Source organism: Rhodobacter capsulatus (assembly GCF_005144475.1).
Taxonomy (GTDB): domain Bacteria; phylum Pseudomonadota; class Alphaproteobacteria; order Rhodobacterales; family Rhodobacteraceae; genus Rhodobacter; species Rhodobacter capsulatus_C.
The window spans coordinates 22698-45237 of the sequence record NZ_SWJZ01000022.1; the positions used below are offsets into that span (position 1 = coordinate 22698).

The 22540-nt window shown below is 65.9% G+C and carries 22 protein-coding genes and 1 tRNA gene; 13 read left to right on the forward strand and 10 right to left on the reverse strand.

What is annotated here, in order from left to right:
- Positions 1 to 55 precede the first annotated feature (55 nt).
- On the forward strand, positions 56 to 679 hold the full coding sequence (locus FBT96_RS07220) for a TetR/AcrR family transcriptional regulator (RefSeq protein ID WP_136905637.1): 624 nt from the start codon (positions 56 to 58) through the stop codon (positions 677 to 679).
- A gap of 94 nt (positions 680 to 773) precedes the next feature.
- On the forward strand, positions 774 to 2315 hold the full coding sequence (locus FBT96_RS07225; protein WP_136905638.1) for a subtype B tannase: 1542 nt from the start codon (positions 774 to 776) through the stop codon (positions 2313 to 2315).
- Positions 2316 to 2337: 22 nt separating this feature from the next.
- Here the strand turns inward: FBT96_RS07225 and FBT96_RS07230 are convergent, their stop codons facing one another.
- The 4 genes from FBT96_RS07230 to FBT96_RS07245 form a co-directional block, all read right to left on the reverse strand.
- Positions 2338 to 3114, reverse strand: a complete 777-nt coding sequence (locus tag FBT96_RS07230; RefSeq protein ID WP_249306363.1) for an HpcH/HpaI aldolase family protein — start codon at positions 3112 to 3114, stop codon at positions 2338 to 2340.
- Positions 3111 to 3893, reverse strand: a complete 783-nt coding sequence (locus FBT96_RS07235; RefSeq protein WP_136905640.1) for a fumarylacetoacetate hydrolase family protein — start codon at positions 3891 to 3893, stop codon at positions 3111 to 3113. The genes FBT96_RS07230 and FBT96_RS07235 overlap by 4 nt, the downstream gene beginning before the upstream one ends.
- Before the next feature lie 7 nt (positions 3894 to 3900).
- Positions 3901 to 4332: a hypothetical protein gene (locus FBT96_RS07240; protein ID WP_136905641.1), complete on the reverse strand. Its 432-nt coding sequence runs from the start codon at positions 4330 to 4332 to the stop codon at positions 3901 to 3903.
- Between the two features lie 178 nt (positions 4333 to 4510).
- Entirely contained in the window at positions 4511 to 5284 is a 774-nt protein-coding gene (locus FBT96_RS07245) for an IclR family transcriptional regulator (RefSeq protein WP_136905642.1), read from the reverse strand.
- Between the two features lie 246 nt (positions 5285 to 5530).
- Between FBT96_RS07245 and FBT96_RS07250 the strand changes: the two genes are divergently transcribed.
- The 6 genes from FBT96_RS07250 to FBT96_RS07275 all read left to right on the forward strand — a co-directional run bounded on the left by FBT96_RS07250 (position 5531) and on the right by FBT96_RS07275 (position 11167).
- Positions 5531 to 6796, forward strand: a complete 1266-nt coding sequence (locus tag FBT96_RS07250) for an ABC transporter substrate-binding protein (RefSeq protein ID WP_136905643.1) — start codon at positions 5531 to 5533, stop codon at positions 6794 to 6796.
- 59 nt (positions 6797 to 6855) lie between these two features.
- Positions 6856 to 7590 carry an ABC transporter ATP-binding protein gene (locus FBT96_RS07255; RefSeq protein WP_136905644.1) on the forward strand — a complete coding sequence of 245 codons (735 nt, stop codon included), beginning with the start codon at positions 6856 to 6858 and terminating at the stop codon, positions 7588 to 7590.
- Positions 7574 to 8284, forward strand: coding sequence for an ABC transporter ATP-binding protein (locus FBT96_RS07260; protein WP_136905645.1), 711 nt, complete (start codon positions 7574 to 7576; stop codon positions 8282 to 8284). Before FBT96_RS07255 ends, FBT96_RS07260 begins: the two co-directional genes overlap by 17 nt.
- Positions 8284 to 9153 (forward strand): branched-chain amino acid ABC transporter permease, encoded by an 870-nt coding sequence (locus tag FBT96_RS07265; protein ID WP_136905646.1) that lies wholly within the window; start codon positions 8284 to 8286, stop codon positions 9151 to 9153. The genes FBT96_RS07260 and FBT96_RS07265 overlap by 1 nt, the downstream gene beginning before the upstream one ends.
- Positions 9153 to 10160, forward strand: a complete 1008-nt coding sequence (locus FBT96_RS07270; protein ID WP_136905684.1) for a branched-chain amino acid ABC transporter permease — start codon at positions 9153 to 9155, stop codon at positions 10158 to 10160. The genes FBT96_RS07265 and FBT96_RS07270 overlap by 1 nt, the downstream gene beginning before the upstream one ends.
- Positions 10161 to 10276: 116 nt before the next feature.
- The gene (locus FBT96_RS07275; RefSeq protein WP_136905647.1) at positions 10277 to 11167 is read left to right on the forward strand and encodes a hypothetical protein; all 891 of its coding nucleotides are present in this window, start codon (positions 10277 to 10279) and stop codon (positions 11165 to 11167) included.
- A gap of 313 nt (positions 11168 to 11480) precedes the next feature.
- Here FBT96_RS07275 and FBT96_RS07280 read toward each other — a convergent pair.
- The 6 genes from FBT96_RS07280 to FBT96_RS07305 all read right to left on the reverse strand — a co-directional run bounded on the left by FBT96_RS07280 (position 11481) and on the right by FBT96_RS07305 (position 15590).
- A tRNA-Ile gene (locus tag FBT96_RS07280) sits at positions 11481 to 11556 on the reverse strand.
- 88 nt (positions 11557 to 11644) lie between these two features.
- Positions 11645 to 12694, reverse strand: a complete 1050-nt coding sequence (locus FBT96_RS07285) for a threonine aldolase family protein (protein ID WP_136905648.1) — start codon at positions 12692 to 12694, stop codon at positions 11645 to 11647.
- Complete coding sequence (locus tag FBT96_RS07290; protein WP_055211487.1) at positions 12695 to 13144, reverse strand: YcgN family cysteine cluster protein; 450 nt, start codon at positions 13142 to 13144, stop codon at positions 12695 to 12697. It lies immediately after the preceding gene.
- Between the two features lie 42 nt (positions 13145 to 13186).
- The gene (locus FBT96_RS07295; protein WP_136905649.1) at positions 13187 to 14110 is read right to left on the reverse strand and encodes a bifunctional riboflavin kinase/FAD synthetase; all 924 of its coding nucleotides are present in this window, start codon (positions 14108 to 14110) and stop codon (positions 13187 to 13189) included.
- A gap of 40 nt (positions 14111 to 14150) precedes the next feature.
- Complete coding sequence (locus FBT96_RS07300; protein WP_136905650.1) at positions 14151 to 14591, reverse strand: MaoC family dehydratase; 441 nt, start codon at positions 14589 to 14591, stop codon at positions 14151 to 14153.
- 120 nt (positions 14592 to 14711) lie between these two features.
- Positions 14712 to 15590: a TIGR01459 family HAD-type hydrolase gene (locus FBT96_RS07305; protein WP_136905651.1), complete on the reverse strand. Its 879-nt coding sequence runs from the start codon at positions 15588 to 15590 to the stop codon at positions 14712 to 14714.
- Between the two features lie 310 nt (positions 15591 to 15900).
- Here FBT96_RS07305 and parE point away from each other — a divergent pair, with 310 nt between their 5' ends.
- The 5 genes from parE to FBT96_RS07330 all read left to right on the forward strand — a co-directional run bounded on the left by parE (position 15901) and on the right by FBT96_RS07330 (position 22476).
- Positions 15901 to 17859 (forward strand): DNA topoisomerase IV subunit B, encoded by a 1959-nt coding sequence (gene parE, locus FBT96_RS07310; RefSeq protein ID WP_136905685.1) that lies wholly within the window; start codon positions 15901 to 15903, stop codon positions 17857 to 17859.
- A 326-nt stretch (positions 17860 to 18185) separates the two neighbouring features.
- A complete protein-coding gene (locus tag FBT96_RS07315; protein ID WP_136905652.1) occupies positions 18186 to 18512 on the forward strand; it encodes a transporter in 327 nt (108 codons plus the stop codon).
- 34 nt (positions 18513 to 18546) lie between these two features.
- Entirely contained in the window at positions 18547 to 18942 is a 396-nt protein-coding gene (locus FBT96_RS07320; RefSeq protein ID WP_136905653.1) for an SET domain-containing protein, read from the forward strand.
- A complete protein-coding gene (locus FBT96_RS07325; protein ID WP_136905654.1) occupies positions 18942 to 21098 on the forward strand; it encodes a putative bifunctional diguanylate cyclase/phosphodiesterase in 2157 nt (718 codons plus the stop codon). The genes FBT96_RS07320 and FBT96_RS07325 overlap by 1 nt, the downstream gene beginning before the upstream one ends.
- A 127-nt stretch (positions 21099 to 21225) precedes the next feature.
- A complete protein-coding gene (locus tag FBT96_RS07330; protein WP_136905655.1) occupies positions 21226 to 22476 on the forward strand; it encodes a PAS domain-containing protein in 1251 nt (416 codons plus the stop codon).
- Positions 22477 to 22540: the final 64 nt, after the last annotated feature.

Here is a 22540-nt window from a genome sequence, read left to right on the forward strand (position 1 = left end):
CGGGTGATATGGTAATAGCCATTACCGGCGCAAGGGAAAAAGGAGATGGCCGCCCATGGAGTCCAGCGCGACGTCCGACCTCGAAGATCCGCGCCGACAGGTCATCCTGGAGGCGGCGGCAGAACTCTTTTTCCGCGAGGGCTATGCGGCAACGAGCATCGACGCGATCATTGCCCGGACGGGGGGCTCGAAGCGGACGATCTATGCCCTTTTCGGCAACAAGAAGGGTCTGTTCGAAGCGCTCGTGCGGGAAAATTCGCAGCGGCTCTTTGCCGGACTTGCTCCGGGCATGACCGAGACCGCGCCGCTCGAAACCGTGTTGCGCAGATTTGCCGAGCAGCTTCTTGACCTTCTGATGCGCCCGCGGACCGTTGCGGTCTTTCGCATCGCCGTCAGCGAGGCGCAGCGATTTCCCGATCTTGCGCAATCGTTCAACGCCCTCGGACCGGGTCCGGCGCGGCTGTGGCTGGCCGATGTGCTTGCGCGTGCGCAGCTGCAAGGCGAGATCCGCCACGCGGACCCGACGGCTTTGACGGATCAGTTTTTCGGGTTGATCCGGGGCAATCTCTACTTCGATCTGGTTCTGGGGCTGCGCACCCCCCCGGATCGGGAGGAACTCGCCGGGATCGCGCATGCCGCGACCTCGGTCTTTCTGGACGGCCTTCGCCCTGACCGGTGAGCGACCGTCTTCGCAATGATGTTAGCGCCGGAACTGTCCGCCGGACGCGTATGATCCGGCAAAGGGGCGCGGGCCCGAAAGACGGAGACGGAAGATGATCGGACGGCGGATGATGTTGCAAGGCGTGGCGGCGCTGGCGCTTGGTGCCGCGGGCGGGGTGTTGCGGGCGGGTCCCGCGCGGGCCGAGGGGCAAGGTCTGGCCTTCGACCCCGAAGCGTATGAGACGCTGTCGACAACGGTCGAGACCTCGCGTGGGACAGTCGCGGTGCGGTATCGGTTCTGGCGCGCCATTCCCTATGTCGCCCGCCCGGTGGCGCCGCAGTATCAGGTGCTCAACGTCTCGGTGCCGATCGAGATCGACGGGGTGACGGTCGATGCGAGCGCCGCGCCGATCCTTTTGGCCAATGCGGTGGGGGGCTACATGCCCTCGGATGTCAGTGCGGCCAAGGGGGTCGGCGAGGGCGGCATGATGGGGCCGCCGCCGGACATGGCGCCGCCCGCAGGGCCGCCTTCGGGGATGGCCGCGCCCAGCGGGTCGGCGCTGATGCTGGCGGCGGGCAAGCGGGTCTCGAACGCGAAACTGGCGCTGGCGGCAGGGCTGGTGGTGGTCGAGCCGGGGGCGCGGGGCCGCACGCTCACCGATGCCGCGGGGCATTACATCGGCACGGCCCCGGCCGTGATCGTCGATCTGAAGGCGGCGGTGCGGTTCATCCGCGCCAATGCGGGCCGCCTTCCGGGCAATGTGGAGCGGATCGTGTCCTCGGGCACCAGCGCGGGCGGTGCCGTCTCTGCGCTGCTGGGGGCCTCGGGCGACAGTCCGCTTTATGCGCCGATGCTGGCCGAGCTGGGCGCGGCCAATGCGAGCGATGCGATCTTTGCCGCGGGGGCCTGGTGCCCGATCACCGATCTCGAACACGCCGATGCGGCCTATGAATGGTGCTGGGGGCCAAACCCGGTGACCGGGGCCGGGGCTGTGGATCGGGCGCTGTCGGCCACGCTTGCCGCAGCCTTTGCCCCCTATCAGAACAGTCTTGGGCTTGCCGCGCCGGATGGGTCGGGGCCACTCACCGCGGCGGCTTTCCCCGACTATCTCTTGCGCGCACATCTTGTGCCGCAAGCCACGGCACATCTGGCGGCGCTCTCCGAGACCGACCGGCAGGCCTATCTGGCCGCGCATCCGCATATCGGCTGGCGGGACGGTCAGGCGGTTCTGGATTGGGCGGGCTTCATCGCCCATGTCGGCACGCGCAAGAAGTCCCTGCCTGCCTTCGACGGCTTCGATCTGCAAACCGGCGAGAATAACCTCTTTGGTCTGGGCACCGAAAAGGCCCGCCATTTCACCGCCTTTGCCGCAGCCCGGGCCGGGACGACACTTGCCGCCGACATTGCCGAAACGCTTCGGCTGATGAACCCGATGGGGTTTCTGCTGTCGGCTCATCCGGGGCGGTCGCGGCATTGGTGGTTGCGCACCGGCACGTCAGACACCGACACTTCGCTGACGATCCTTGCCAACCTTGGCGCGGCTGCGGCGCGGGCGGGGGATGGTGTCGATCTGCGCTATTATTGGGACGCGGGCCACGGCGCGAACGAGGACGCCGAGGCCTTCATCGACTGGATCAAGACGATCAGCGCCTGATCGCTCTGAAGCGGGGGGGGGATCAAAGCCCCTCCGCCCCGCGCCGCAGGGCCTCGGCCGCCCGCGCCAGAAGGCCGACATCGACGCCAAGGCCAAGGAAATCCACCCCGGCCTCAAGCGCCATCGCTTGCAGCACCTTGTCGCCCGTCAGCAGCCCTGCTGGTTTGCCCGCCGCACGGATCCGGCCCAGCGTGTCGATCACCGTCGCGCGCAGATCGGGATGGGCCTGATCGGCCCCATAGCCCAGCGAGGCCGCCAAATCGGCCGGACCGACGAAAAGCGCGTCGATCCCGGGCACGGCGGCGATGCTTTCCAGCGCGTCAACCGCCGCCCCGGTTTCGATCTGGGCGATGACGCAGATCTCCTCGGCCGCGCCCGCCATATAGCCCTCGATCCGGCCGAAGCGGGTGGCGCGCGTCAGGCCCGAGACGCCGCGAATGCCTTCGGGCGGATAGCGGGTCGCGGCCACGGCGGCCCGGGCCTCCTCGGCGGTGTTGACCATCGGAATGAGCAATGTCTGCGCCCCGGCATCCAGCATCCGCTTGATCAGCACCGCATCATTCGCCGCCGGGCGGACCCAGGCCGAAACCGTGGGGTAGCCCGCAAGGCATTGCAATTGCGGCAGGATCGTCAGCGGGTCAGCGGGGCTGTGTTCGGTGTCAAGGCAGAGCCAGTCAAACCCCGCCCCCGCCACCACCTCGGTGGCGAAGGCGGTGGACAGCGTCGTCCAAAGCCCGAATTGGCAGCGCCCCGTGGCAAGGCCGCGCTTGAAGCGGTTCTCGATCATCGCGGCGCTCATGCGAAGGACACGCCAATGGCGCCAAGCGCGCCGTAATCGGCAAAGATCACATCGCCCGAACCGACATCGACCGGCCGGGTGAACGATCCGCCCAGAACGATGTCGCCCTTTTTCAGCCCGTCGCCCTGCGCGGCAAGCTTGTTCACCAGCCACGCCACGCCCGCCGCCGGATGGCCCATGATCGCCGCCGAAACCCCCGATTCCTCGATCACGCCGTTTTTCGACAGTGTCGCCGGGATCCAGCGCAGATCCAGATCGAAGGGTCGCAAGATCCGCCCGCCCAGAACGATCGCGCCAAAGGCGGCGTTGTCGGCGATGGTGTCGGCAATCAGTCGCGGCACCTCGGTGCGATAGTCGATGATTTCAAGCGCGGGGGTGACATATTCGGTCGCCCGCAGCACGTCATGCATCTGGCAGCCCGCGCCCTTCAGATCTTCGCCCATTACGAACGCCAGCTCGGTTTCGAGCCGCGGCTTGAGGAACCGCCCCGCCGGGATGCGGGCGCCATCCAGGAAGGTCGCATCGTCGAACATCACGCCGTAATCCGGCTCGGTCATCTTCGAGGCCATCTGCATCGCCCGCGAGGTCAGGCCGATCTTGCGCCCGATCACCTTGGCGCCCTTGGCCGTCTTCAGCCCGGCCCAGCGGCGCTGGATGTCATAAGCATCCTCAAGCGTGATCGCGGGCCAGGTCTTCGTCAGTTGCGGCATCACCTGCCGGGTCTCTTCGGCGCGCATCAGCGCCTCGGCAGCGGCCTGCCGTTCGATTTCGCTCAGCATCCTGTCCTCAGATCGTGCTCAGCACCGCCATCCCGGCGGCAAGGATCACCACCGCAGCGGTGAACAAGGTGACGTTGGCATCGGTCTCAAACTTCAGCCCGGCGAGATTCCAGTGAAAGGGCGGCACGGGGTTGACGTGATCGACCAGCCAGCCGTCATAGATCGGGCGCATCACGACCGAGGTCCAGAACCCGCCATAGGCACAGCCCGCCATAATCGCCGCGATCCAGAGCGGGCCGGTCGTGTCGGCGGTCCAGATCAGGTAAAGCGCAAGCGCCCCGATATAGACGTAGGACATCACCTGCCAGACGCAGTGAAACCGCGCATGGCCGGTCCAGGACGCGTTGAACCAGTGGGTCTTGTTCGAATCGAACAGGAACGGGATCGCCGAATAGCCGAGGCTGGCGAGGGTAAGCAGAATTTTCGCAACAAGCAGCATATGTTCCTCCCTTGGCTGCAACGGGCGGTCTCCCAATCGCCCGCGTGTATCGTTTTGCGATACAGTGTATTAATTAATGGGCGGCATGCGACAATCTGTCAAGCGGCTTGATGCCAGCTTTGAGCCGCGCCGTCGCAAGGCGGCGACGGCGGCGCAAGGGGTCAGGCGGGGAAACGGGTCAGAGCGCGCGGCCGAACGCGTCTTGCAACTTGCGGCGAAAGGCCAGCAACGCGGCCTTGATGTCTTCTTCGCGGCGCAGGAAGCGCGATGACGGCATGGCGATGGATATCGCCAGCTTGCGCCCGCCGATCTCGGGCAGGGTGGTGGCGATGGCGCAGGCGTCGATGCCGAATTCTTCGCGGTCGATGTAAAGGCCAAGTTCGCGGAAGGCCTCGACCTGGGCCATCAGCTCCTTCGGATCGGTGATCGTGCGTTCGGTGAAACGCTCCATCCCCTGACCGAGAATCGCCAGCGCCTCGCTGCGCGGCAATTGGCCCAGATGCGCCTTGCCGTTTGCGGTCGCATGGAGCGGATGCGCCCGCCCCACATAGGAAATCACCCGAATCCCTTCGTTGGAGGCGATCTGCTCGATGACGATCACCCGGCCGTGGTCATAGGTGGTCAGGTCGATGTTGTCGCCGATCTGGTCGTGCAACTCGGCCATGAAGGGGGCAAGCAGGCTGCGGGCATCCAGGTTCACCTGCGCGCCCAGCCGGGCCAGTTCCATGCCAAGATGGCACCCCTGCTGGCCAAAACTCCGCGCCAGAAGGCCTTCGGAGGACAGCGCATTGACCAGACGCTGCACCGTCGAGCGGGCCAGCCCGGTGGCCTTGGCGATCTCGCCCAGACTGGCGCCCGGCCGCTCGGCCACGGCGCGCAGCACCGCAACGGCGCGCGAAATCGACTGCCCGTCGCTTGCCCGAAGCTTTTCGGCGCCTTTTTCCGCGTCCATGTGCCCTCCGTTTCTCTGGCTCTAACGATCCCGGCGCATCCTGTCCACCGCCGCCGCGACAGGGTGACGCAGATTGGACTTGACATGAGTCCGAAATGCATCGTTAATGGTATGGTGTATCGTTTAGCGATACATACACAAAGGCATCCGGTGGCGCAAGCCGGGAGGCCGGCGGAGGCGGACGTGGCAGGGAGGTAAGCCCGCGGTCGTCGCAGCGCAGCCAAGGATGCGATCAGGGAGGACACCATGCTCACCAGACGTCGTCTGTTGAAAGGCGCGGCCATGACCGGTCTCGCCGCCGTAGCCACGCATCTGCCGTTGCCCGCCTTTGCCGCGGGCCGCACGCTCAAGATCGGCTTCGTCACGCCCACGACCGGGCCGCTGGCGATCTTTGCCGAACCCGATGGCTTCGTGCTCGATCAGGTCCGCGCGGCGCTGGCCGAGGGGCTCGACATCGGCGGCACCCGTTACCCGGTCGAGATCATCGTCAAGGACAGTCAGTCGAGTTCGAACCGGGCCTCGTCGGTGGCGCAGGAACTGATCCTCGAGCATGAGGTGGACATCCTGTGCGCCTCCGCGACCCCCGACACCACGAACCCGGTCGCCGATCAGGCGGAAATCAACGGTGTGCCCTGCATCACCAACGACACGCCCTGGCAGCCGCATTTCTTTGGCCGTGGCGGCGATCCGGCCAAGGGCTTCGACTATACCTATCACTTCTTCTGGGGGCTCGAGGACATCATCGCCGTCTTCATGTCGCAATGGGAGGGGGTGGCGACGAACAAGGTGGTCGGCGCGATGTGGCCCAACGACCCCGATGGCAACGGCTGGTCGCATCCCGAACGCGGCTTTCCGCCGGTGATGCAAAAGGCGGGTTTCACGCTTGTCGATCCGGGCCGCTACCAGAACGGATCGGATGATTTCTCGGCGCAGATCCAGGCCTTCAAACAGGCCGGCGTCGAGATCGTTTCGGGCGTGATGATCCCGCCCGATTTCACCACCTTCTGGACCCAGGCGGCGCAGCAGGGCTTTGCGCCCAAGGTTGTCAATGTCGCCAAGGCGAGCGAATTTCCGCAGGCGATGGCGGCGCTTGGGCCCCGTGCCGAAGCGCTTTCGGTCGAGGTCTGGTGGCATCGCAATTTCCCCTATGCCTCCAGCCTGACCGGGCAAAGCTGTGCCGCGCTGGCCGATGCCTACAGTGCCGCCACCGGCAAGCCCTGGACGATGCCGCTGGGCGCGAAACATGCGCTGTTCGAGGTGGTGATCGACGCACTGAAACGCGCCGAGGATCTGGATGACGCCGACAGCATCGCCGCCGCGATCAAGGCGACGAAGCTTGGCACCGTCTTCGGTCCGGTGGACTGGTCCAACGGGCCGGTCCCCAATGTCTCGAAAACGCCGCTGGCGGGCGGGCAATGGCGGCTTGAGGCGGGGCAGCCCGTGCTGGACATCGTCACCAATCCGGGTCGCCCCGAGATTGCCCTGACCGCTGCGCCACGGCCGATCGCGTGACCTGCGCGTGACGCGGGGCCAATCTCTCGGCCCCGCCTTTTCCTTTCAAGGACAAGATCATGACCCCCCTTCTTTCGCTGAAGGGCGTCGATAAATCCTATGGCGCGCTCAAGGTTGCGGACGCCATCAGCTTCGATCTGCCCGAGGGGCAGGCGCTTGGCATCATCGGGCCGAACGGGGCGGGGAAATCGACGCTGTTCAATCTTATCGGCGGTGCCGTCGCGCCCTCGGCGGGCACGGTGACTTTCGCGGGACGCGCGGTGACCGCCCTTGGCGCGGCGGCCCGTTGTCAGCTTGGCATCGGCCGCAGCTTCCAGATCCCGCATCCTTTCGTGGCGATGTCGGTCTATGAAAACCTGCTTGTCGCCGCGCAATTCGGCGGTTCGGGCGCGCAAGACCCCGAGGCCTTCTGCCGCGACATCCTGCATCGCACCGGGCTTTTGCCCCGCGCCAATCGACCTGCGGGCAGCCTGACACTGCTCGAACGCAAGCGGCTTGAAATGGCGCGGGCGCTGGCGACGGGGCCGAAGCTTCTGTTGCTGGACGAGATCGCGGGCGGGCTGACCGAGGCGGAATGCCACGCGCTGGTCGCCACGATCCGCGAGATCCACGCGGCGGGTACGGCGATCATCTGGATCGAACATGTGGTGCATGCGCTTCTGGCCGTGGTCGAGCGGCTGATCGTGATCGATTTCGGGCGCATCGTCGCCGATGGCGCCCCCCGCGCGGTGATGGCGCAGCCCTTGGTGCGTGAAATTTACATGGGGATTTCGGTCGATGACGATGCTGCTTGAAACCGAGGGGTTGCGGGCCTCCTATGGCGATTTTCAGGCGCTGTTCGGGGTGGATTTCGCCGTAGCCGAGGGCGAGACGGCGGCCATCATCGGCGCGAACGGGGCGGGCAAATCCACCTTTCTGCGCGCGCTTGTCGGGCTGCGTCCGACGACGGGTCAGGTAATCCGCTTCGACGGCACCGACATCGGCGGCATGGCGGCAGAGCGCATCCACCGGCTTGGCCTTGCGATGGTGCCCGAGGGGCGGCGGTTGTTCCGCTCGCTCTCGGTCGAGGAAAACCTGCGCATCGGCGCGCAGGGCGGGCGCAAGGGGCCGTGGGATCTGCGCGCCGTCTATGACCTGTTTCCCGACCTTGTGGCCAAGCGCAAGACCCCCGGCACGGCGCTTTCGGGCGGGCAGCAGCAGATGGTCGCAATCGGCCGGGCGTTGATGTCGAACCCGAAGCTTCTGTTGTGCGACGAGATCAGTCTGGGCCTGTCGCCCAAGGTGATCCGCGACATCTATGCCGCCGTGCCGCGCATCCGCGCCATGGGCACGACGCTGATCGTGGTCGAGCAGGACGTGGGGCAGGCGCTGGCCGTCGCCGACCGGATCTGCTGTTTCATGGAGGGGCGGGTCACCCTGACCGGCCCCCCCGCCAGCCTTGATCGCGCGCAGATCGCCAAGGCCTATTTCGGACTGGAGGTGGCCTGATGGTCTGGGTGAATGCACTTGTTCAAGGGGTTCTGCTGGGTGGGCTTTACGCCCTTTTCGCGGCGGGGCTGAGCCTGATGTTCGGGGTGATGCGCTTCGTCAATATCGCGCATGGCGATTTCATCGTCGTCGCGGCCTATCTGATGCTGACCTTCGTCGTCACCTGGGGGCTGCCGCCCGCGGTTGGCGTAGCGGGGGTGGTGCTGATCCTCGGGGTCTCGGGCTATCTGACGCAGCGGCTGCTTCTGGACCGGGTTCTGGGCAAGGACATCCTGCCGCCGATCCTTGTCACCTTCGGCATGTCGATCATCTTGCAAAACGGTCTGCTCGAAATCTTTTCCGCCGACAGCCGCAAGCTTGCGACGGGCGGCTGGGAGACGGCCTCGGTGTTGCTGCCGCAAGGGATTGCCGTCGGGCTGCTGCCGTTCTTGATGTTTCTGACCGCCGTGGGCGTGATCTGGGCGCTGCAATGGCTGTTCTATCACACTGCGCTCGGGCGGATGCTGCGCGCCACCTCGGACGACGCCGAGATGGTGCCGTTGATGGGGGCGAACCGCAACCATGTCTTTGCACTGGCCACGGGGCTTGCTTCGCTGGTCGTCGGCGTCGCCGGGATCTGGCTGGCGATGAAGACGAATTTCGACCCCGCAGCGGGCCCGGCGCGGCTTTTGTTCGCCTTCGAGGCGGTGATCATCGGCGGCCTTGGCAATCTGTGGGGGACGCTTCTGGGCGGGATCGTGCTGGGCGTCGCCCAGACCTTCGGCGCGCAAGTTGACGCAGGGTTCCAGATCCTTGCCGGTCACCTCGCCTTTCTTGCCGTGCTGATCTTGCGCCCCACCGGGCTGATGCCGAAAGTGAGCCACACATGATGACCCTGCCGCTTGCCTCCGATCCGAACGCCCGGTTGCGTCCGGTCCTTGTCACCCTTGCTCTTGTCGCGCTTGTGGCAGGCCTCGGCTCGGCGCCGCTCTGGGCCAGCCGGTCCGGTCTGCGGCTCTTGATGGAGGGGCTGAGCTATCTGGCGCTGGCGCAGATGTGGAACCTGCTGGCGGGCTATACCGGGCTTGTCTCGGTCGGTCAGCAGGCCTTTGTCGGCCTTGGCGGCTATCTGTTCTTCGGGCTTGCGCTGTTTGCCGGGGTGCCGCTGCCGCTGGCGCTTGGTCTTGCGGCGGTGCTCGCAGCGCTGATTGCCCTGCCCACCGGCTGGATCGCCTTTCGCCTGAACGGCGCCTATTTCGCCATCGGCACCTGGGTCATCGCCGAGGTGTTCCGGCTGGGGGCGGCACAGGTCGGCGCGCTTGGGGGCGGCTCGGGCATCTCGCTGCCTGCGGCGCTGGTCAAGACGCTTGGTGCCACCCGCGAGGGCCGCGAGACGGTGATGTATCTGATCGCGCTGGCGCTCGGGCTTGGCTCGGTGGCGCTGATCTGGGGCCTTTTGCGCTCGCGCTGGGGGCTGGCGCTGACCGCGATCCGCGACAGCGAACTGGCCGCCGAGACGGTGGGCATCGCCACCCGGCAGGTCAAGTTCTTCATCTATGTCCTCACCGCCGGGGTGACCGGATTTGCGGGGGCCTTTCTGGCGCTGCAAAAGCTGCGCATCACCCCCGAGGCGGCGTTTTCGGTCAATGACTGGACCGCCTTCGTCATCTTCATCGTGGTGATCGGCGGCATCGGCACGATCGAGGGACCGATCCTTGGCACGATCCTGTTCTTTGCGCTGCGCGAGATCGGGGCGGATTGGGGGGCCTGGTATCTGATCGCGATGGGGGCGGTGGCGATCGGCGTGATGGTGATCGACAAGCGCGGCCTTTGGGGGGCGCTGAAGGCCCGAACGGGGATCGAGCTGTTCGCCGTCAGCCGCAAGCTTGGCCGCTGAGCCTTTCCTGAAACGCCGCGTGCTTTGGCGTCGTCCTGCACGGCGGCACGCGGCAAACCAGATCGAGGAACGGTGCCGTCTCCGGACCTTGTGGATTGCAAGGGGCGGACCTGTCCATGGCGCCGAATTTCGGACCAACGAATGTCATGTCCCAACCGAGAAAGCCGCTCCAGCATATCCGTGTCGGCCGGGACACAAACCAATCCTGGCTGGGCGAGGTGATCCCCGAACGCCGCCTGCATTCGCTTTACAGCGCCGCCCGCGAGATCGGCGTGACCGAGGAGCTACTGGAGCCGTTCCTGATCGAGGCCGGTGCGCTCGTGGCGGCCGATCCCCGGTTCTCAAATCGCCGCGTGTTCAGCGCCGCCGATCATGCCGGGCTTCTTGCCGAAATCCCGATGCTGGTCAGCCTGCGGACGATACGGCGCGAGATCGGTGCCAGCCGGACCGAATTGGAACGGCTGGTGGCCGAGGGCTGCCTGACCCCGCGCTACCGGTGCGAGACCGTGCGGCTGCGCTGGAGTCTGACGCAAGCCAAAGACCTCCTGTCCGGCCTGCAGTCCCGGGCCACGTCGGTTCCGGCCGAAGATCCAGCTTGGGAAACGCTCCTCTCGGCCAGCCATCGCAGGCGCCAGAGCCTCTCGGCGCTTCTTGCGGCGGTCAGGGCGGGGGAGCTGCCGATCGGCACGCTCGGCCCCGGGTTCAACGATCTGCGTTTGCGTCGGGCCGAGATTGACGCTCTCGTCCCTGCGGCCTCCGCCGCGCAAGAGCCGCTGATCCCCGCCACGGCCTTCGGCATTTCCGTCGGCATCAAGGACAAGGGCCGGTTCCGGGCGCTGATCGAAGCGGGCCAGACCCCGGCCACCCGGTTGCGGCATCCCAAGACCGGCATCGAAAATATCTACATGACCGAGGCTGATATCGCGGCGTTTCATCGCCGTTTCGTCACCATTCCGACTCTCGTGGCCCAAACGGGGCGCCGATTCCGGAGCTGCGCGCAGAGTTGAAGCGGGCAGGCGTGGCGGTTTTCGCGCCCGAGGGCCAAGATTTCGGGCGCCTGTTCCTGCGCGACGCGGCAGAGGCGGCGCTGCGCCGCGAGAGGACGCGCAAACCGTAAAACGCGGTGCGCGGCATCGGGGCGGTACTCTCAGGCGTCTGGAACCTCGTTCTCCGCCCCGAAAAGTCATTCTTTTATAATAACTTGTGCATCAATCCTCAGAGACGGAGAGGGCTTTGGCTAAATCCTCTTGACAGGGGTGAGCACGAAAAGTGCCAAAGTGAGCACGTTTATGCTTCATTGGCAATGCCGTTTTTGGTATCTGGTAGGCCCGGAGGGACTCGAACCCCCAACCAAGGCGTTATGAGCGCCCGGCTCTGACCATTGAGCTACAGGCCCCCAGAGTGCGCAAAGCTCTAGGCAAGATGGGCGGGGCGGTCAAGCGCCGGAATGGGGCAGGGGGCTGGCTTGGGCCGCCCCTCGCCCCTCAGCGCAGATGCGCCAGAAAGGCGTCGATCTCGGCTTCGGTCGTGGCCCAGGTGGTCACCATCCGCGCGGCCAGCGGTTCCGCATCGGGGCCGTCAAGCGACTGATCGAAGGGCCAGAGATAATAGGATGCCCCGGCCGCATGCGCCGCGCGATGGGCGGCGCGGGGGAAGGCGGCGAAGACCTCGTTCGCTTGCGTCGGATGGGTGAGCGAAGCCCCCGGCACCGCGGCAATGCCGCCCGAGAGCCGCGCCGCCATCGCATTCGCCTGCCGGGCAAGGCGCAACCACAGATCGCCCTCGAGGTAAGCCGCCATCTGCGCCGCAAGGAAACGGTGCTTCGAAAACAGATGCCCGCCGCGCTTGCGGCGCAGCTCGAACTCCCAGGCGCGGGCGGGGTCGAAGATCACCACCGCCTCGACGCCCATGCAGCCGTTCTTGGTGCCGCCAAAGCTCAGCACGTCAACCCCGGCCTTCCAGGTGATCTCGGCGGGGGTGCAGCCAAGGCTGACCAGCGCATTGGCAAACCGCGCCCCGTCCATGTGAACGGGCAGCTTGTAATCGCGCGCCACGGCGGTCAGCGCGGCGACTTCGGCGGGGGTGTAGATCGTGCCCGCTTCGGTCGCATTGGTCAGCGAGACCATGCCGCGTTGCACGTTGTGCACGCCCGCCCGCGCAGTATGGGCGATCGTCGCGCGCAGACCCGCCGCGTCCATCTTCGCATGGGGCCCGTCGACCAGCACCAGCTTGGAGCCGCCGGTGTAGAATTCGGGCGCGCCGCATTCGTCTTCCTCGATATGGGCGTTCCTGTGACAGAAAATCGCCCCCCAGGGCTGGGTGAGAACGGCACAGGCAAGCGCATTCGCCGCCGTCCCCGTCGCCACCAGATAGACCGCGGCCTGGGGCGCCTCGAAGATCTCGCGCAGATGCTCGACCACCGCGCCGGTCAGCGGATCGGCGCCATAGGAGGCCACATTGCCCGCATTCGCCGCCGCCAGCGCCGCCATGATCTCGGGCGCGACGCCCGCGGTATTGTCCGACGCAAAGTGCATTCAAAGATCCTCGATGATGTAGTCTTGCCAGTCTTCCTCGGGCACCTCGGCTTCGGAGACGGTCCAGCCGCGCACCGATTGGCCCGCTTCATGCACCGTCTCGGGATCGCCCGAAATCAGATAGTGCCAGGGTTCCAGCGGCCTGCCCTCGGAACGCAGCCGATAGGCGCAGGTCTCGGGCATCCAGTAAGCGCTTTTCTTCAGCGATTTCGGCGTCAGCCGCACGCATTCGGGCACGAATTGATGCCGGATTTCATAATTGCGGCAGCGGCAGCTTTCGCCATCAAGCAGCCGACAGGCAACGCGGGTGAATTCCAGCTCGCCGGTGTCTTCATATTCGAGCTTGTTCAGACAGCATTTGCCGCAGCCATCGCAAAGCGCCTCCCATTCGGCGGGGGTCAGCTTGGCCAGCGGCAGGGTCCAGAACAGGGGGCGCAGATCACTACTCATCGCGCGAAAGGTGACTCGGATTTGGGCATTTGGGAAGTCACTTCAGGCTGTGCGCAGGATCTCGCGCGCGGTGTCGCAATCTTGCGCCATCTGGCGCATCAAGGCGGGCAGGCCGTCGAATTTCATTTCCGGCCGCAGATAGTCGACCAGCGCGACGGAAAGGTGCTGGCCGTAAAGATCGCCCTCGAAATCAAACAGGAAAGTCTCCAGATTGGGGGCGTTTTCGCCAAACATCGGCCGCACCCCAAGGCTGGCCGCGCCCAGATAGGCGCCCGCCTGCGGCCCGGTCAGCACATCGACCTTGACCGCATAGACGCCGAGCTTCGGCAGATGCAGCCGCGCCACCGACATGTTCGCGGTCGGAAAGCCAAGGCCGCGGCCGCGCTTGTCGCCGTGCATCACCTCGCCCTCGATCCGGTGCAGGTGGCCAAGCATCTTTGCCGCGTCGCGCACCCGCCCCTCGGCCAGCGCCTTGCGGATATTGGTCGAGGAGACCTCGATCCCGTCGATGTGCAAAAGCGGCGCCACCGTGACGTCAAAGCCGAAGCGGCGGCCCAGCGCGATCAGCTCGGCCGTGCCCGCCGCGCGGCCCTTGCCGAAGCGGAAATCGCCGCCCACCGTGACATGGGCAACGCCCAGCCCCTCGGCCAGCACCTTGCCTGCGAAGGTCTCGGGGTCCATCCCCGCCAGCTCGGGGCCAAAGGGCAGCTCGTAAAGCCGCGTCACGCCCAGTTTCGCCAGCCGGTGTTCGCGCGCTTCGGCGTTCATCAGCCGGAACGGCGCGGCGTCGGGGGCAAAGACCTCGCGCGGATGGGGCTCGAAGGTGATGATGCCCAAAGGCTCGCGGCCGCGGGCCAGGTCGATCACCGATTGATGCCCCAGATGCACCCCGTCGAAATTGCCCATCGCCACCGAGGCGCCGCGCGCCTCGGGCGAAAGCCCCGTCCAGTGGGTATAGGTCTGCATGCCCGGTCTTGTCCCGCCTCCGGCGAGGCCGCCGGTCGTGTCAGTTCTTGCAGGCGGGCGCCAGAACCTGCGCTTCGCCCTCGATCACCACCGTATCGCCCACGCGGCAGCGGGTTTCAAGGGTCACGCGACGCTTCACCGGGTCGATCGCCGCCACCGTGACTTCGGCAGTGACCACGTCGCCCGGCCGCACCGGGGCGCGGAATTTCAGCGACTGGCCAAGATAGATCGTGCCATGCCCCGGCAGCTGCTCGCCGATCACCGCCGAGATCAGCCCGGCCGACAGCATCCCATGCGCGACCTTGCCCTTGAACATCGTGCCCTTGGCGAAATCCTCGTCCAGATGCACGGGGTTGCGGTCGGTCGAGACCTCGGCGAACAGTTCGATGTCGCGGTCGGTGACTTCCTTGGTCAGGCTGCGCATCATGCCGAGTTCAAGCTGATCGATGCAGATCGTGCCGCGGGGAATGTCGTCGGTCATGGGGGCGCTCCGGCTGGGTCATGTTGCGGCGCGCCATAGCATGGCGGCTGCCGCCATGCAAGCGCAGCGAAACTTATGAACCCAAGGGGCGCCGCGGGCGCAAGATAGTTGCGAGGCCGTTCAGCGCAGCCGACCGATCGTGTATTGCGGATCCTGCTGGCGCGCATCGAGCCAGGCCCGGAGCAGATCCGGGTTCGGATTTTCGACATCGGCGCCGAACTGCTCGGCGGCCAGCCCGCCCGAGACGAAAAGCACGTCCAGGTTTTCGCCGATCGCCCCCGCCACATCGGTGTTGATGCCATCGCCCACCGCCAGCACCCGGCTGTCATCGGCCAGACCGAAGTCCGCCATGCGGCGCCGCGCCATGTCGTAGATCGGCGGATGCGGCTTGCCGAAATACATCGTGCGCCCGCCCATTTCCTCGTAAAGCGCGGCCAGCGCGCCGGCGCAATAGATCCGGGTTGCGCCCATGTCGACGACCACATCGGGATTGGCGCAGAGCATCGGCAGGCCGCGGGTCTTGGCCTCAAGGAAGCGGGGGCGGTAGTCTTCGGGCACTTCGTTCAGCTCGTCGAAGGGGCCGGTGCAGACGATGCCCTCGGCCTGGTCGAAGGGGACCAGCTGAACATGGGTGCGGCCCTCCCATTCCGGCGGGATTTCGGTGAAGAAGCCGTCGTCCTTTTGCGGCCCGAGATGCCAGAGCCTGCGCCCGACCGCGCCCGCGAACATCGCATCCTGCGCCGCATCGCCCGAGGTGACGATGGCATCCCAGGCCTCGCGCGGGACGCCCATGCGGTCGAGCCCCTCGGCGACGAACCGGGCCGGGCGCGGCGCGTTGGTGATCAGGATCACCCGGCCGCCCTGACCGCGGAAGCCTTCCAGCGCGGCGACGGCGGCGGGGAAGGGCGCGACGCCATTGTGCACGCAGCCCCAGAGATCGCACAGAAGCACGTCGTAACGGGCGGAGATTTCGGCGAGCGACTGGAGGATGCGGGTCATGGGGCGGCCTTTCGGAACGGTTCGGACATCGATGCGGCCAACTTATGACATGGGTGCGACAGAATGACAAAGGGGCACGAGCTGTTGCGGTGCGCCTGCGCCCCGCCCGGGGAAGGGGGGCGCTGCCCCCCTCTGGCTACGCCATTCACCCCCCGGGATATTTCGGGCAAGATAAAATCATGCCCCTTTATCTTGCCTCAAATATCCCGGGGGAGTCCCGGCACGGGACGGGGGCAGCGCCCCCTCCTTGCCCCGGGGGCCCAAGCTGCGGTATCTGTGCATCTCAAGAACACCAATGAAAGCGAGCACCATGTCCGGCGATCTTTTGTCCTCGACCCCGAGCGAGACCTATGACGCGTCCTCGATCGAGGTGCTCGAAGGGCTGGAGCCGGTGCGCAAGCGGCCGGGCATGTATATCGGCGGCACCGATGAACGGGCGCTGCATCACATGGTGGCCGAGATTCTCGACAACGCCATGGACGAGGCGGTGGCGGGCCATGCGACCCGGATCGAGGTCGAGGTGAATGGCGATGGCTCGGTCACCGTGCGCGACAACGGCCGGGGCATCCCCGTTGATCCGCATCCGAAATTTCCCGGCAAATCGGCGCTGGAAGTGATCCTGTGCACGCTGCACGCGGGGGGCAAGTTCTCCAACAAGGCCTATTCGACTTCGGGCGGTCTGAACGGCGTGGGCTCGTCGGTGGTGAACGCGCTTTCCGATCTGATGGTGGTGCAGGTCGCGCGCAACAAGGAACTTTACGAGCAACGCTTTTCGCGCGGGGTGCCGCAGGGGCCGGTGGCGAAGCTCGGTGCAGCGCCCAATCGGCGTGGCACCACCGTCACCTTTCACCCCGATCCGGAGATCTTCGGCTCGCTGAGCCTGAAGCCCGCGCGGCTCTTCAAGATGACGCGCTCGAAGGCCTATCTGTTCTCGGGCGTGGAAATCCGCTGGAAGACGGCGCTTGCCGATGGCGACACGCCGACGGAAGCGACCTTCCATTTCCCGAACGGGCTCGCCGATTTTCTGGCCGAAAGCCTGACCGGCGCCTCGACCTATTCCGACAAGCCCTTCGCGGGCCGGGTCAGTTTCGAGGAGAAATACAACATCCCCGGCTCGGTCGAATGGGCGATCAACTGGACGCCGGTGCGCGACGGCTTCCTGCACAGCTATTGCAACACCGTGCCGACGCCCGAGGGCGGTACGCATGAGGCCGGGTTCTGGGCCGCGATCCTCAAGGGCATCCGCGCCTATGGCGAGCGGATCAACAACAAGAAGGCGGCGCAGATCACCCGCGAGGACATGTTGACGGGCGGCTGCGCGCTGATCTCGATCTTCATCCGCGAGCCCTCCTTTGTCGGCCAGACCAAGGACCGGCTGTCGACCGAAGAGGCCGCGCGCTGGGTCGAAAACGCGGTGCGGGATTACTTCGACACCTGGCTGACCACCGATACCAAGGCGGCGGGTGCGATCCTGGATTTTCTGGTGCTGCGGGCCGAGGAACGGCTGCGGCGCAAGGCGGAAAAGGAGACCTCGCGCAAGTCGGCGACGAAGAAGCTGCGTCTGCCCGGCAAGCTGGTCGATTGCTCGGCGACGAACCGCGAGGGCACCGAGCTGTTCATCGTCGAAGGCGACTCGGCCGGGGGCTCGGCCAAGATGGCGCGCGACCGGACGATGCAGGCGCTGTTGCCCCTGCGCGGCAAGATCCTGAACGTGCTCGGCGCGGCCAGTTCCAAGCTCGGCCAGAACCAGGAGATCAACGATCTGGCGCAGGCTTTGGGCGTGGGGCTGGGCACCAAGTTCCGCGTCGATGACCTGCGCTATGACAAGATCATCATCATGACCGACGCCGATGTCGACGGCGCGCATATCGCCTCGCTTCTGATGACCTTTTTCTTCACCCAGATGCGGGGGCTGATCGACAAGGGGCATCTCTACCTGGCCTGCCCGCCGCTTTACCGGCTGACCCAGGGGGCGAAGCGGATCTATGTCGCCGATGACGCCGAGAAGGAGGTCTGGATGGCGAAGGGGCTGGGCGGGCGCGGCAAGATCGACGTGCAGCGCTTCAAGGGTCTGGGCGAGATGGACGCCAAGGACCTGAAGGACACGACGATGAACCCGGCGACGCGCAAGCTGATCCGGGTGACGATCGACGACGAATTCGCGGGGGAAACCGCCGATCTGGTGGAGCGGCTGATGGGCAAGAAACCCGAGATGCGGTTCCAGTATATCACCGAGAACGCGCGGTTCGTGGAAGAGCTGGACGTGTGATCCGCGGCGCGCGGCAGGCCCCGGGAACGGGCCGGGATCTGGCCTGAAACCGGCTCCGGATGCGCGCGAAAGGCGATTCGAGTCAGAAGTGGTCGCGTTAAGCATGTGGCGCGCCTCGGGGTCGGCCGGGCGCTGAACCGCCGGAAAACGGGCCTTTGTGCCTGAACAATGGTCGCGCCACCGTTGCGGGCAGAGTTGTTTTGCAGACCTGTGCGGAATTTGGTTAATTTTACGGGTTTCCAGCGCCCGCGTTTAGACTTCGAAAATCATCTTAACCTTAACGTGGGCCAGTCTTCGATAGGCAACGATATCAGGAGTGCCGCGCGATGCGATCCTATCTCATTTTGGCGGGAATCGTCGTTCTGACGATTGTCGGCGATTACGCGCTCAAATCTGCCAGCCTGCGTGCCGTGCCGCATGCCTCGGTCTGGTTCTTCGCCGGGGCCGCGCTTTATGCGCTGACCGCGCTGGGCTGGATGTGGCTCATGCAAAGCCAGAGCCTGGCGCAGATCGCCGTGCTGTACAGTTCGGCCACCATCCTGCTGCTCACCGGTGTCGGTGTCGTCTTTTTCGGAGAAACCCTCTCGACGCGGCAGATCGCAGGCATTGGCGCTGCGCTGTTTTCCGTCGTGCTGATGCAGGCAGAAGCCTGAACGACCCTTCCTCAATGCATAGACGAGACACCCCATGCTTCTTGTAAGCCACTATGTCACCCGCAGCAAAATCCACGGCCTTGGCGTCTTTACCCGCGTGCCGATCCGCGCCGGCGCCACGGTCTGGCGCCATGATCCGATGTTTGATGTGGACATACCCGCCGCCACGCTGGCACAATTTCCCGAGGACCTGGCGCAGACGGTTCTGCACCACGCGGAATATCTTCCGCATCTCGGGATTTTCCGCCTTGGAAATGATGGGGACATGTTCATGAACCACAGCGACGACCCCAGCCTGATCGACCGCGGCGAGGAGATGGTCGCGGCCCGCGATCTGGCCGCGGGCACCGAACTGACCTGCGACTATGCGCAGGTCTGCGTTCTGGGCTTTGAAAACGCCCTGCCGCCGCGGCTGGAGGCGGCGGCCTGATGAGTGGCAACACCCTGCCGCGGCAGATCGTGGTCCTGGTGACCGCGGTTCTGCTCGCGGTGCTGGCCGTGTTGTGGATGTCGCTTGTGTCGGTGCGCGGCACGATGGACGACAGCGCGGCCGAGGAATCGACCAAACGCGTCGCCGGGCGGGTGCAGAACCTGCTGGAACAAGTGTCGCTTCTGGCAAGCGACTACCACAACTGGACAGACCTTTACATCGATGCGCAAGAGCTGGCGATCGACCGGCTGGCCTCGAATTACGGGATCACGGCGCATCGCGGCGAGGTGTTCCAGTTTGCCGAAGTGTTCGACGGTCCTTTCGCGCGGCCGCTGTCCTGGCGCGAGGGGGCGGGGCTGGCGCCGCAACCGGGGTTCCTGACCGAACACACGCGGCAGATCCTGCGCGGGATCGCGCCCGGGCTCGACCCGTCGCACCGCGAGACCCATGATTATTTCGAGATGCGCGACAGCCAGCCGGTGATGTTTTCAAGCTCCTATCTGCTGCCCGAAAACCCCGAGCTTCTGGCGCGGGTGGTGCCGCGCAGCGCCGCCATCGCCACGATCGGCAAGGTGCTGGCGCCGCAGCGGCTGCGCGACATGGAAAGCGAATTCTCGATCGTCGGGCTTGCGGTGACGATGACCCCGCCCGAGGCCGCACAGATCGTCTCGGTCGCGCTGCCGGGGGTGGACGGCAAGCCCGTGGCCTGGCTGCGCTGGACCCCGCCACAACCGGGCACGCTGTTGTTCTGGAAGATGTTTCCGATCATGGCGGGGATCAGCTTCCTGTTCGTGGTGATCTCCTATTCCGCGGCGCTTTTGTTGCGCTCGAAGGCGGCGGGGCTGATCGAGCGCGAGGCGATTTCCTTTGACCGCGCCCGGATCGATGCGCTGACCAGCCTGCCCAACCGTTTCGCGATGCGCGAGCATCTTGACAGCCTGCGCGATCAAAGCGGGGTCGATTGCGCCGTTCTGGCCATCGATCTGGTGCGTTTCAAGCTGATCAACGACACTGTCGGGCATCTGGGCGGCGACGCCTTTCTGGTCGAATTCGCCGCGCGGCTGCGCACCATCGCCGACGAAACCGCCTTTCTCGCCCGCTACGGCGGCGACGAATTCTTCGTGGTGTTTTCCGCCGCCACCGACCTTGACCGGATCGTGGCGGAAAAATGCCGTCAGATCAGTCTTTTGTCGGAACGGCCCATCCTGTGCAACGGGGTCAGCTTCGAAGTTCTGTCCTCCAAGGGGCTTGCCTTCGAGGATCGGCGCGGCATGGCTCAGGATGAGCTTTTGCGCCGCGCCGACCGGGCGATGTATTCCGCCAAGCTGCGCGAGACGCTGGAGGTCGTGCGCTATGACAAGCGCATGGAAAGCGAGGACATCGATCACAAGCGGATCGAAAAGGAACTGCGCCGCGCGCTGAACGAGGGCGAGGGGCTGGAGATCCATTACCAGCCGATCGTTCCGGCCAGCCTTGGCGCGGCGCCGATCCGCTACGAGGCGCTGGCGCGCTGGACCTCGCCCGAGCTGGGCGCGGTGGCGCCCGACCGCTTCATCAAGGTGGCCGAGGCGACCGGGCTGATCATGCCGCTGGGCTGGCGGCTGCTGGATCTGGTCTGCGCCGACATGCGCCGGATGGATCAGGCGCGGGTCAGCATCAACGTCTCGCCCGCGCAGCTGATGAGCCGCGGCTTTGCCGAGAAATTCACCGCCGTCGTGCTGGCGCAGGGCATCGCGCCCTGGCGGATCGAGGTCGAGGTGACCGAGCAGATCGTGGTGCGCGACGATGCCACGATCGAACACGAGCTGATCGCGCTCAGCCACAACGGCTTCACCCTGGCGCTTGATGATTTCGGCACCGGCTTCGCCTCGATCGGTTATCTGACGCAGATGCCCTTCGACGTGCTGAAGATCGACCGCTCCTTCGTGCGCTCGATCGAGGACGGCCAGCAGGGGATGCGGATGGTGCGCTCGATCGTCGGTCTGGCGCGGGCGATGGAGCTGTCGATCGTCGCCGAGGGGGTCGAAAGCGAAGCCGAGGCGGTGCTCTTGCGCCGCATCGGTGCCGACTTCCTGCAAGGCTATCATTTCGGCCGCCCGGCGCCGGTCTCGGCCTGGATCCGGCCCGGCGCCGCGGGACGGCCGGACCGGGCCTGACGCCCCGCCGCCGCGGCCGGTGCAAAAGCCGCGTTTTTCCGGAATATCGGCCACCTGTGCCTGAAAATAAAGCTCCCGGTAACTCGGCCCCGGGTAGAATGTCCTGTCCTTGAACCGGAGAAGCCCCGTGACCCTGCAGAATGATCCGCCGCGCCATGCCGAAGGGGCGGTCGATTTCGGCTTCGACGAGGTGTTCTTTTCGCGCACCGACAAGCGCGGCGTCATTCTGGCGGGCAATGACGTGTTCCAGCGCATTTCGGGCCATGGCTGGGGGGATCTTCTGGGGGCGCCGCACAAGATCATCCGCCATCCCGACACGCCGCGCGCTTTGTTCCGCATCCTCTGGGACGCGCTGGGCAACGGCTATCCGATGGGCGGATATGTCAAGAACCGCGCCCGCAACGGCGATCACTACTGGGTCTTCGCGGTGATCCTGCCGATGGAGGGCGGCTATCTGTCGGTGCGGCTCAAACCCTCGACGCCGCTTTTCGACAAGGTTCAGGCGCTTTACGCCGATCTTTGCGCCCGCGAACGGGTCGAAGGGCTCGACCCCGAGGCCAGCGCCCGGATGCTGTGGCAAGCCGTGACCGAGGCGGGGTTCACCAGCTACACCACCTTCATGGCCAGTGCGCTGGGCCAGGAACTGGCCTCGCGCGACCTGCGCATGCGCCGCCCCGTGGATCCGCGCACGCAGCGGCTGATCGATCTGAACGTGTCGCTCGAACAGGTCACGCAGGAGCAGCGCAAATTGCTGCGCAGCTTCGAATCGCTGCAATCGATCCCGAACAACATGCGCCTTGTGGCGTCACGGCTGGAACCTTCGGGCGGGCCGGTCTCGGCGATTTCCGAAAACTACCGCGCCTCCTCGCTGGTGATCTCGGAACGGCTGCGCAGCTTCGTCACCGGCCGCGACAACCTGTGCGACCGGGTCTCGCGGCAGGCGGCGCGGGCGCTGTTCCTGCTCGGGGCGGATCGCGTCCTGTCCGAGATGATCGGCAGCTTCCGTCACGCCGAGGCGGTGGCGGGGATCGACTGGGTGGCCGAGGGGGCGGGGCTGGCCCGGCTGCGGGCCGCCGGGCGGGAGGACAGCCGCGCCGCGCTGAAAAGCGCGGTCGAGCATGCCGAGGAACTGACCCGGTCCAGTTCGGAAATCCGCCGCCTGATGCTGGGTCTCGACACGATCCGGGTGATGGGGCGGGTGGAATGCGGCCGGTTGCGCGCCAATGGCGGCGGGCTGGCCGCGACGATCGATCAGCTCGATCTGTTTCACGCCGAAATCAAGACCCGGCTGGAAACCATCCTGCGCCTGTCCGAGGAAATCGGCACTGCGATGAGCCGGTTTTCCAACACCGAATTCGGCGCCGCCGCCAAGCGCTGACCCGCGGCCGCGCGGCGTGGCGATCCGCCTTTCGCCGTCTTCATGCCGCAAAGCCGCGACTTGC

What these genes read in the sequence shown, in the direction of transcription:
- FBT96_RS07275 (WP_136905647.1), top strand. Translation starts at nt 10,277, where the DNA reads ATGGCGCCGAATTTCGGACCAACGAATGTCATGTCCCAACCGAGAAAG.
- FBT96_RS07300 (WP_136905650.1), bottom strand. Translation starts at nt 14,591, where the DNA reads ATGACCGACGACATTCCCCGCGGCACGATCTGCATCGATCAGCTTGAA.
- FBT96_RS07325 (WP_136905654.1), top strand. Translation starts at nt 18,942, where the DNA reads ATGAGTGGCAACACCCTGCCGCGGCAGATCGTGGTCCTGGTGACCGCG.
- FBT96_RS07290 (WP_055211487.1), bottom strand. Translation starts at nt 13,144, where the DNA reads ATGAGTAGTGATCTGCGCCCCCTGTTCTGGACCCTGCCGCTGGCCAAG.
- FBT96_RS07265 (WP_136905646.1), top strand. Translation starts at nt 8,284, where the DNA reads ATGGTCTGGGTGAATGCACTTGTTCAAGGGGTTCTGCTGGGTGGGCTT.
- FBT96_RS07295 (WP_136905649.1), bottom strand. Translation starts at nt 14,110, where the DNA reads ATGCAGACCTATACCCACTGGACGGGGCTTTCGCCCGAGGCGCGCGGC.
- FBT96_RS07240 (WP_136905641.1), bottom strand. Translation starts at nt 4,332, where the DNA reads ATGCTGCTTGTTGCGAAAATTCTGCTTACCCTCGCCAGCCTCGGCTAT.
- FBT96_RS07245 (WP_136905642.1), bottom strand. Translation starts at nt 5,284, where the DNA reads ATGGACGCGGAAAAAGGCGCCGAAAAGCTTCGGGCAAGCGACGGGCAG.
- FBT96_RS07270 (WP_136905684.1), top strand. Translation starts at nt 9,153, where the DNA reads ATGACCCTGCCGCTTGCCTCCGATCCGAACGCCCGGTTGCGTCCGGTC.
- parE (WP_136905685.1), top strand. Translation starts at nt 15,901, where the DNA reads ATGTCCGGCGATCTTTTGTCCTCGACCCCGAGCGAGACCTATGACGCG.
- FBT96_RS07320 (WP_136905653.1), top strand. Translation starts at nt 18,547, where the DNA reads ATGCTTCTTGTAAGCCACTATGTCACCCGCAGCAAAATCCACGGCCTT.
- FBT96_RS07260 (WP_136905645.1), top strand. Translation starts at nt 7,574, where the DNA reads ATGACGATGCTGCTTGAAACCGAGGGGTTGCGGGCCTCCTATGGCGAT.
- FBT96_RS07315 (WP_136905652.1), top strand. Translation starts at nt 18,186, where the DNA reads ATGCGATCCTATCTCATTTTGGCGGGAATCGTCGTTCTGACGATTGTC.
- FBT96_RS07305 (WP_136905651.1), bottom strand. Translation starts at nt 15,590, where the DNA reads ATGACCCGCATCCTCCAGTCGCTCGCCGAAATCTCCGCCCGTTACGAC.
- FBT96_RS07285 (WP_136905648.1), bottom strand. Translation starts at nt 12,694, where the DNA reads ATGCACTTTGCGTCGGACAATACCGCGGGCGTCGCGCCCGAGATCATG.
- FBT96_RS07255 (WP_136905644.1), top strand. Translation starts at nt 6,856, where the DNA reads ATGACCCCCCTTCTTTCGCTGAAGGGCGTCGATAAATCCTATGGCGCG.
- FBT96_RS07230 (WP_249306363.1), bottom strand. Translation starts at nt 3,114, where the DNA reads ATGAGCGCCGCGATGATCGAGAACCGCTTCAAGCGCGGCCTTGCCACG.
- FBT96_RS07225 (WP_136905638.1), top strand. Translation starts at nt 774, where the DNA reads ATGATCGGACGGCGGATGATGTTGCAAGGCGTGGCGGCGCTGGCGCTT.
- FBT96_RS07235 (WP_136905640.1), bottom strand. Translation starts at nt 3,893, where the DNA reads ATGCTGAGCGAAATCGAACGGCAGGCCGCTGCCGAGGCGCTGATGCGC.
- FBT96_RS07220 (WP_136905637.1), top strand. Translation starts at nt 56, where the DNA reads ATGGAGTCCAGCGCGACGTCCGACCTCGAAGATCCGCGCCGACAGGTC.
- FBT96_RS07250 (WP_136905643.1), top strand. Translation starts at nt 5,531, where the DNA reads ATGCTCACCAGACGTCGTCTGTTGAAAGGCGCGGCCATGACCGGTCTC.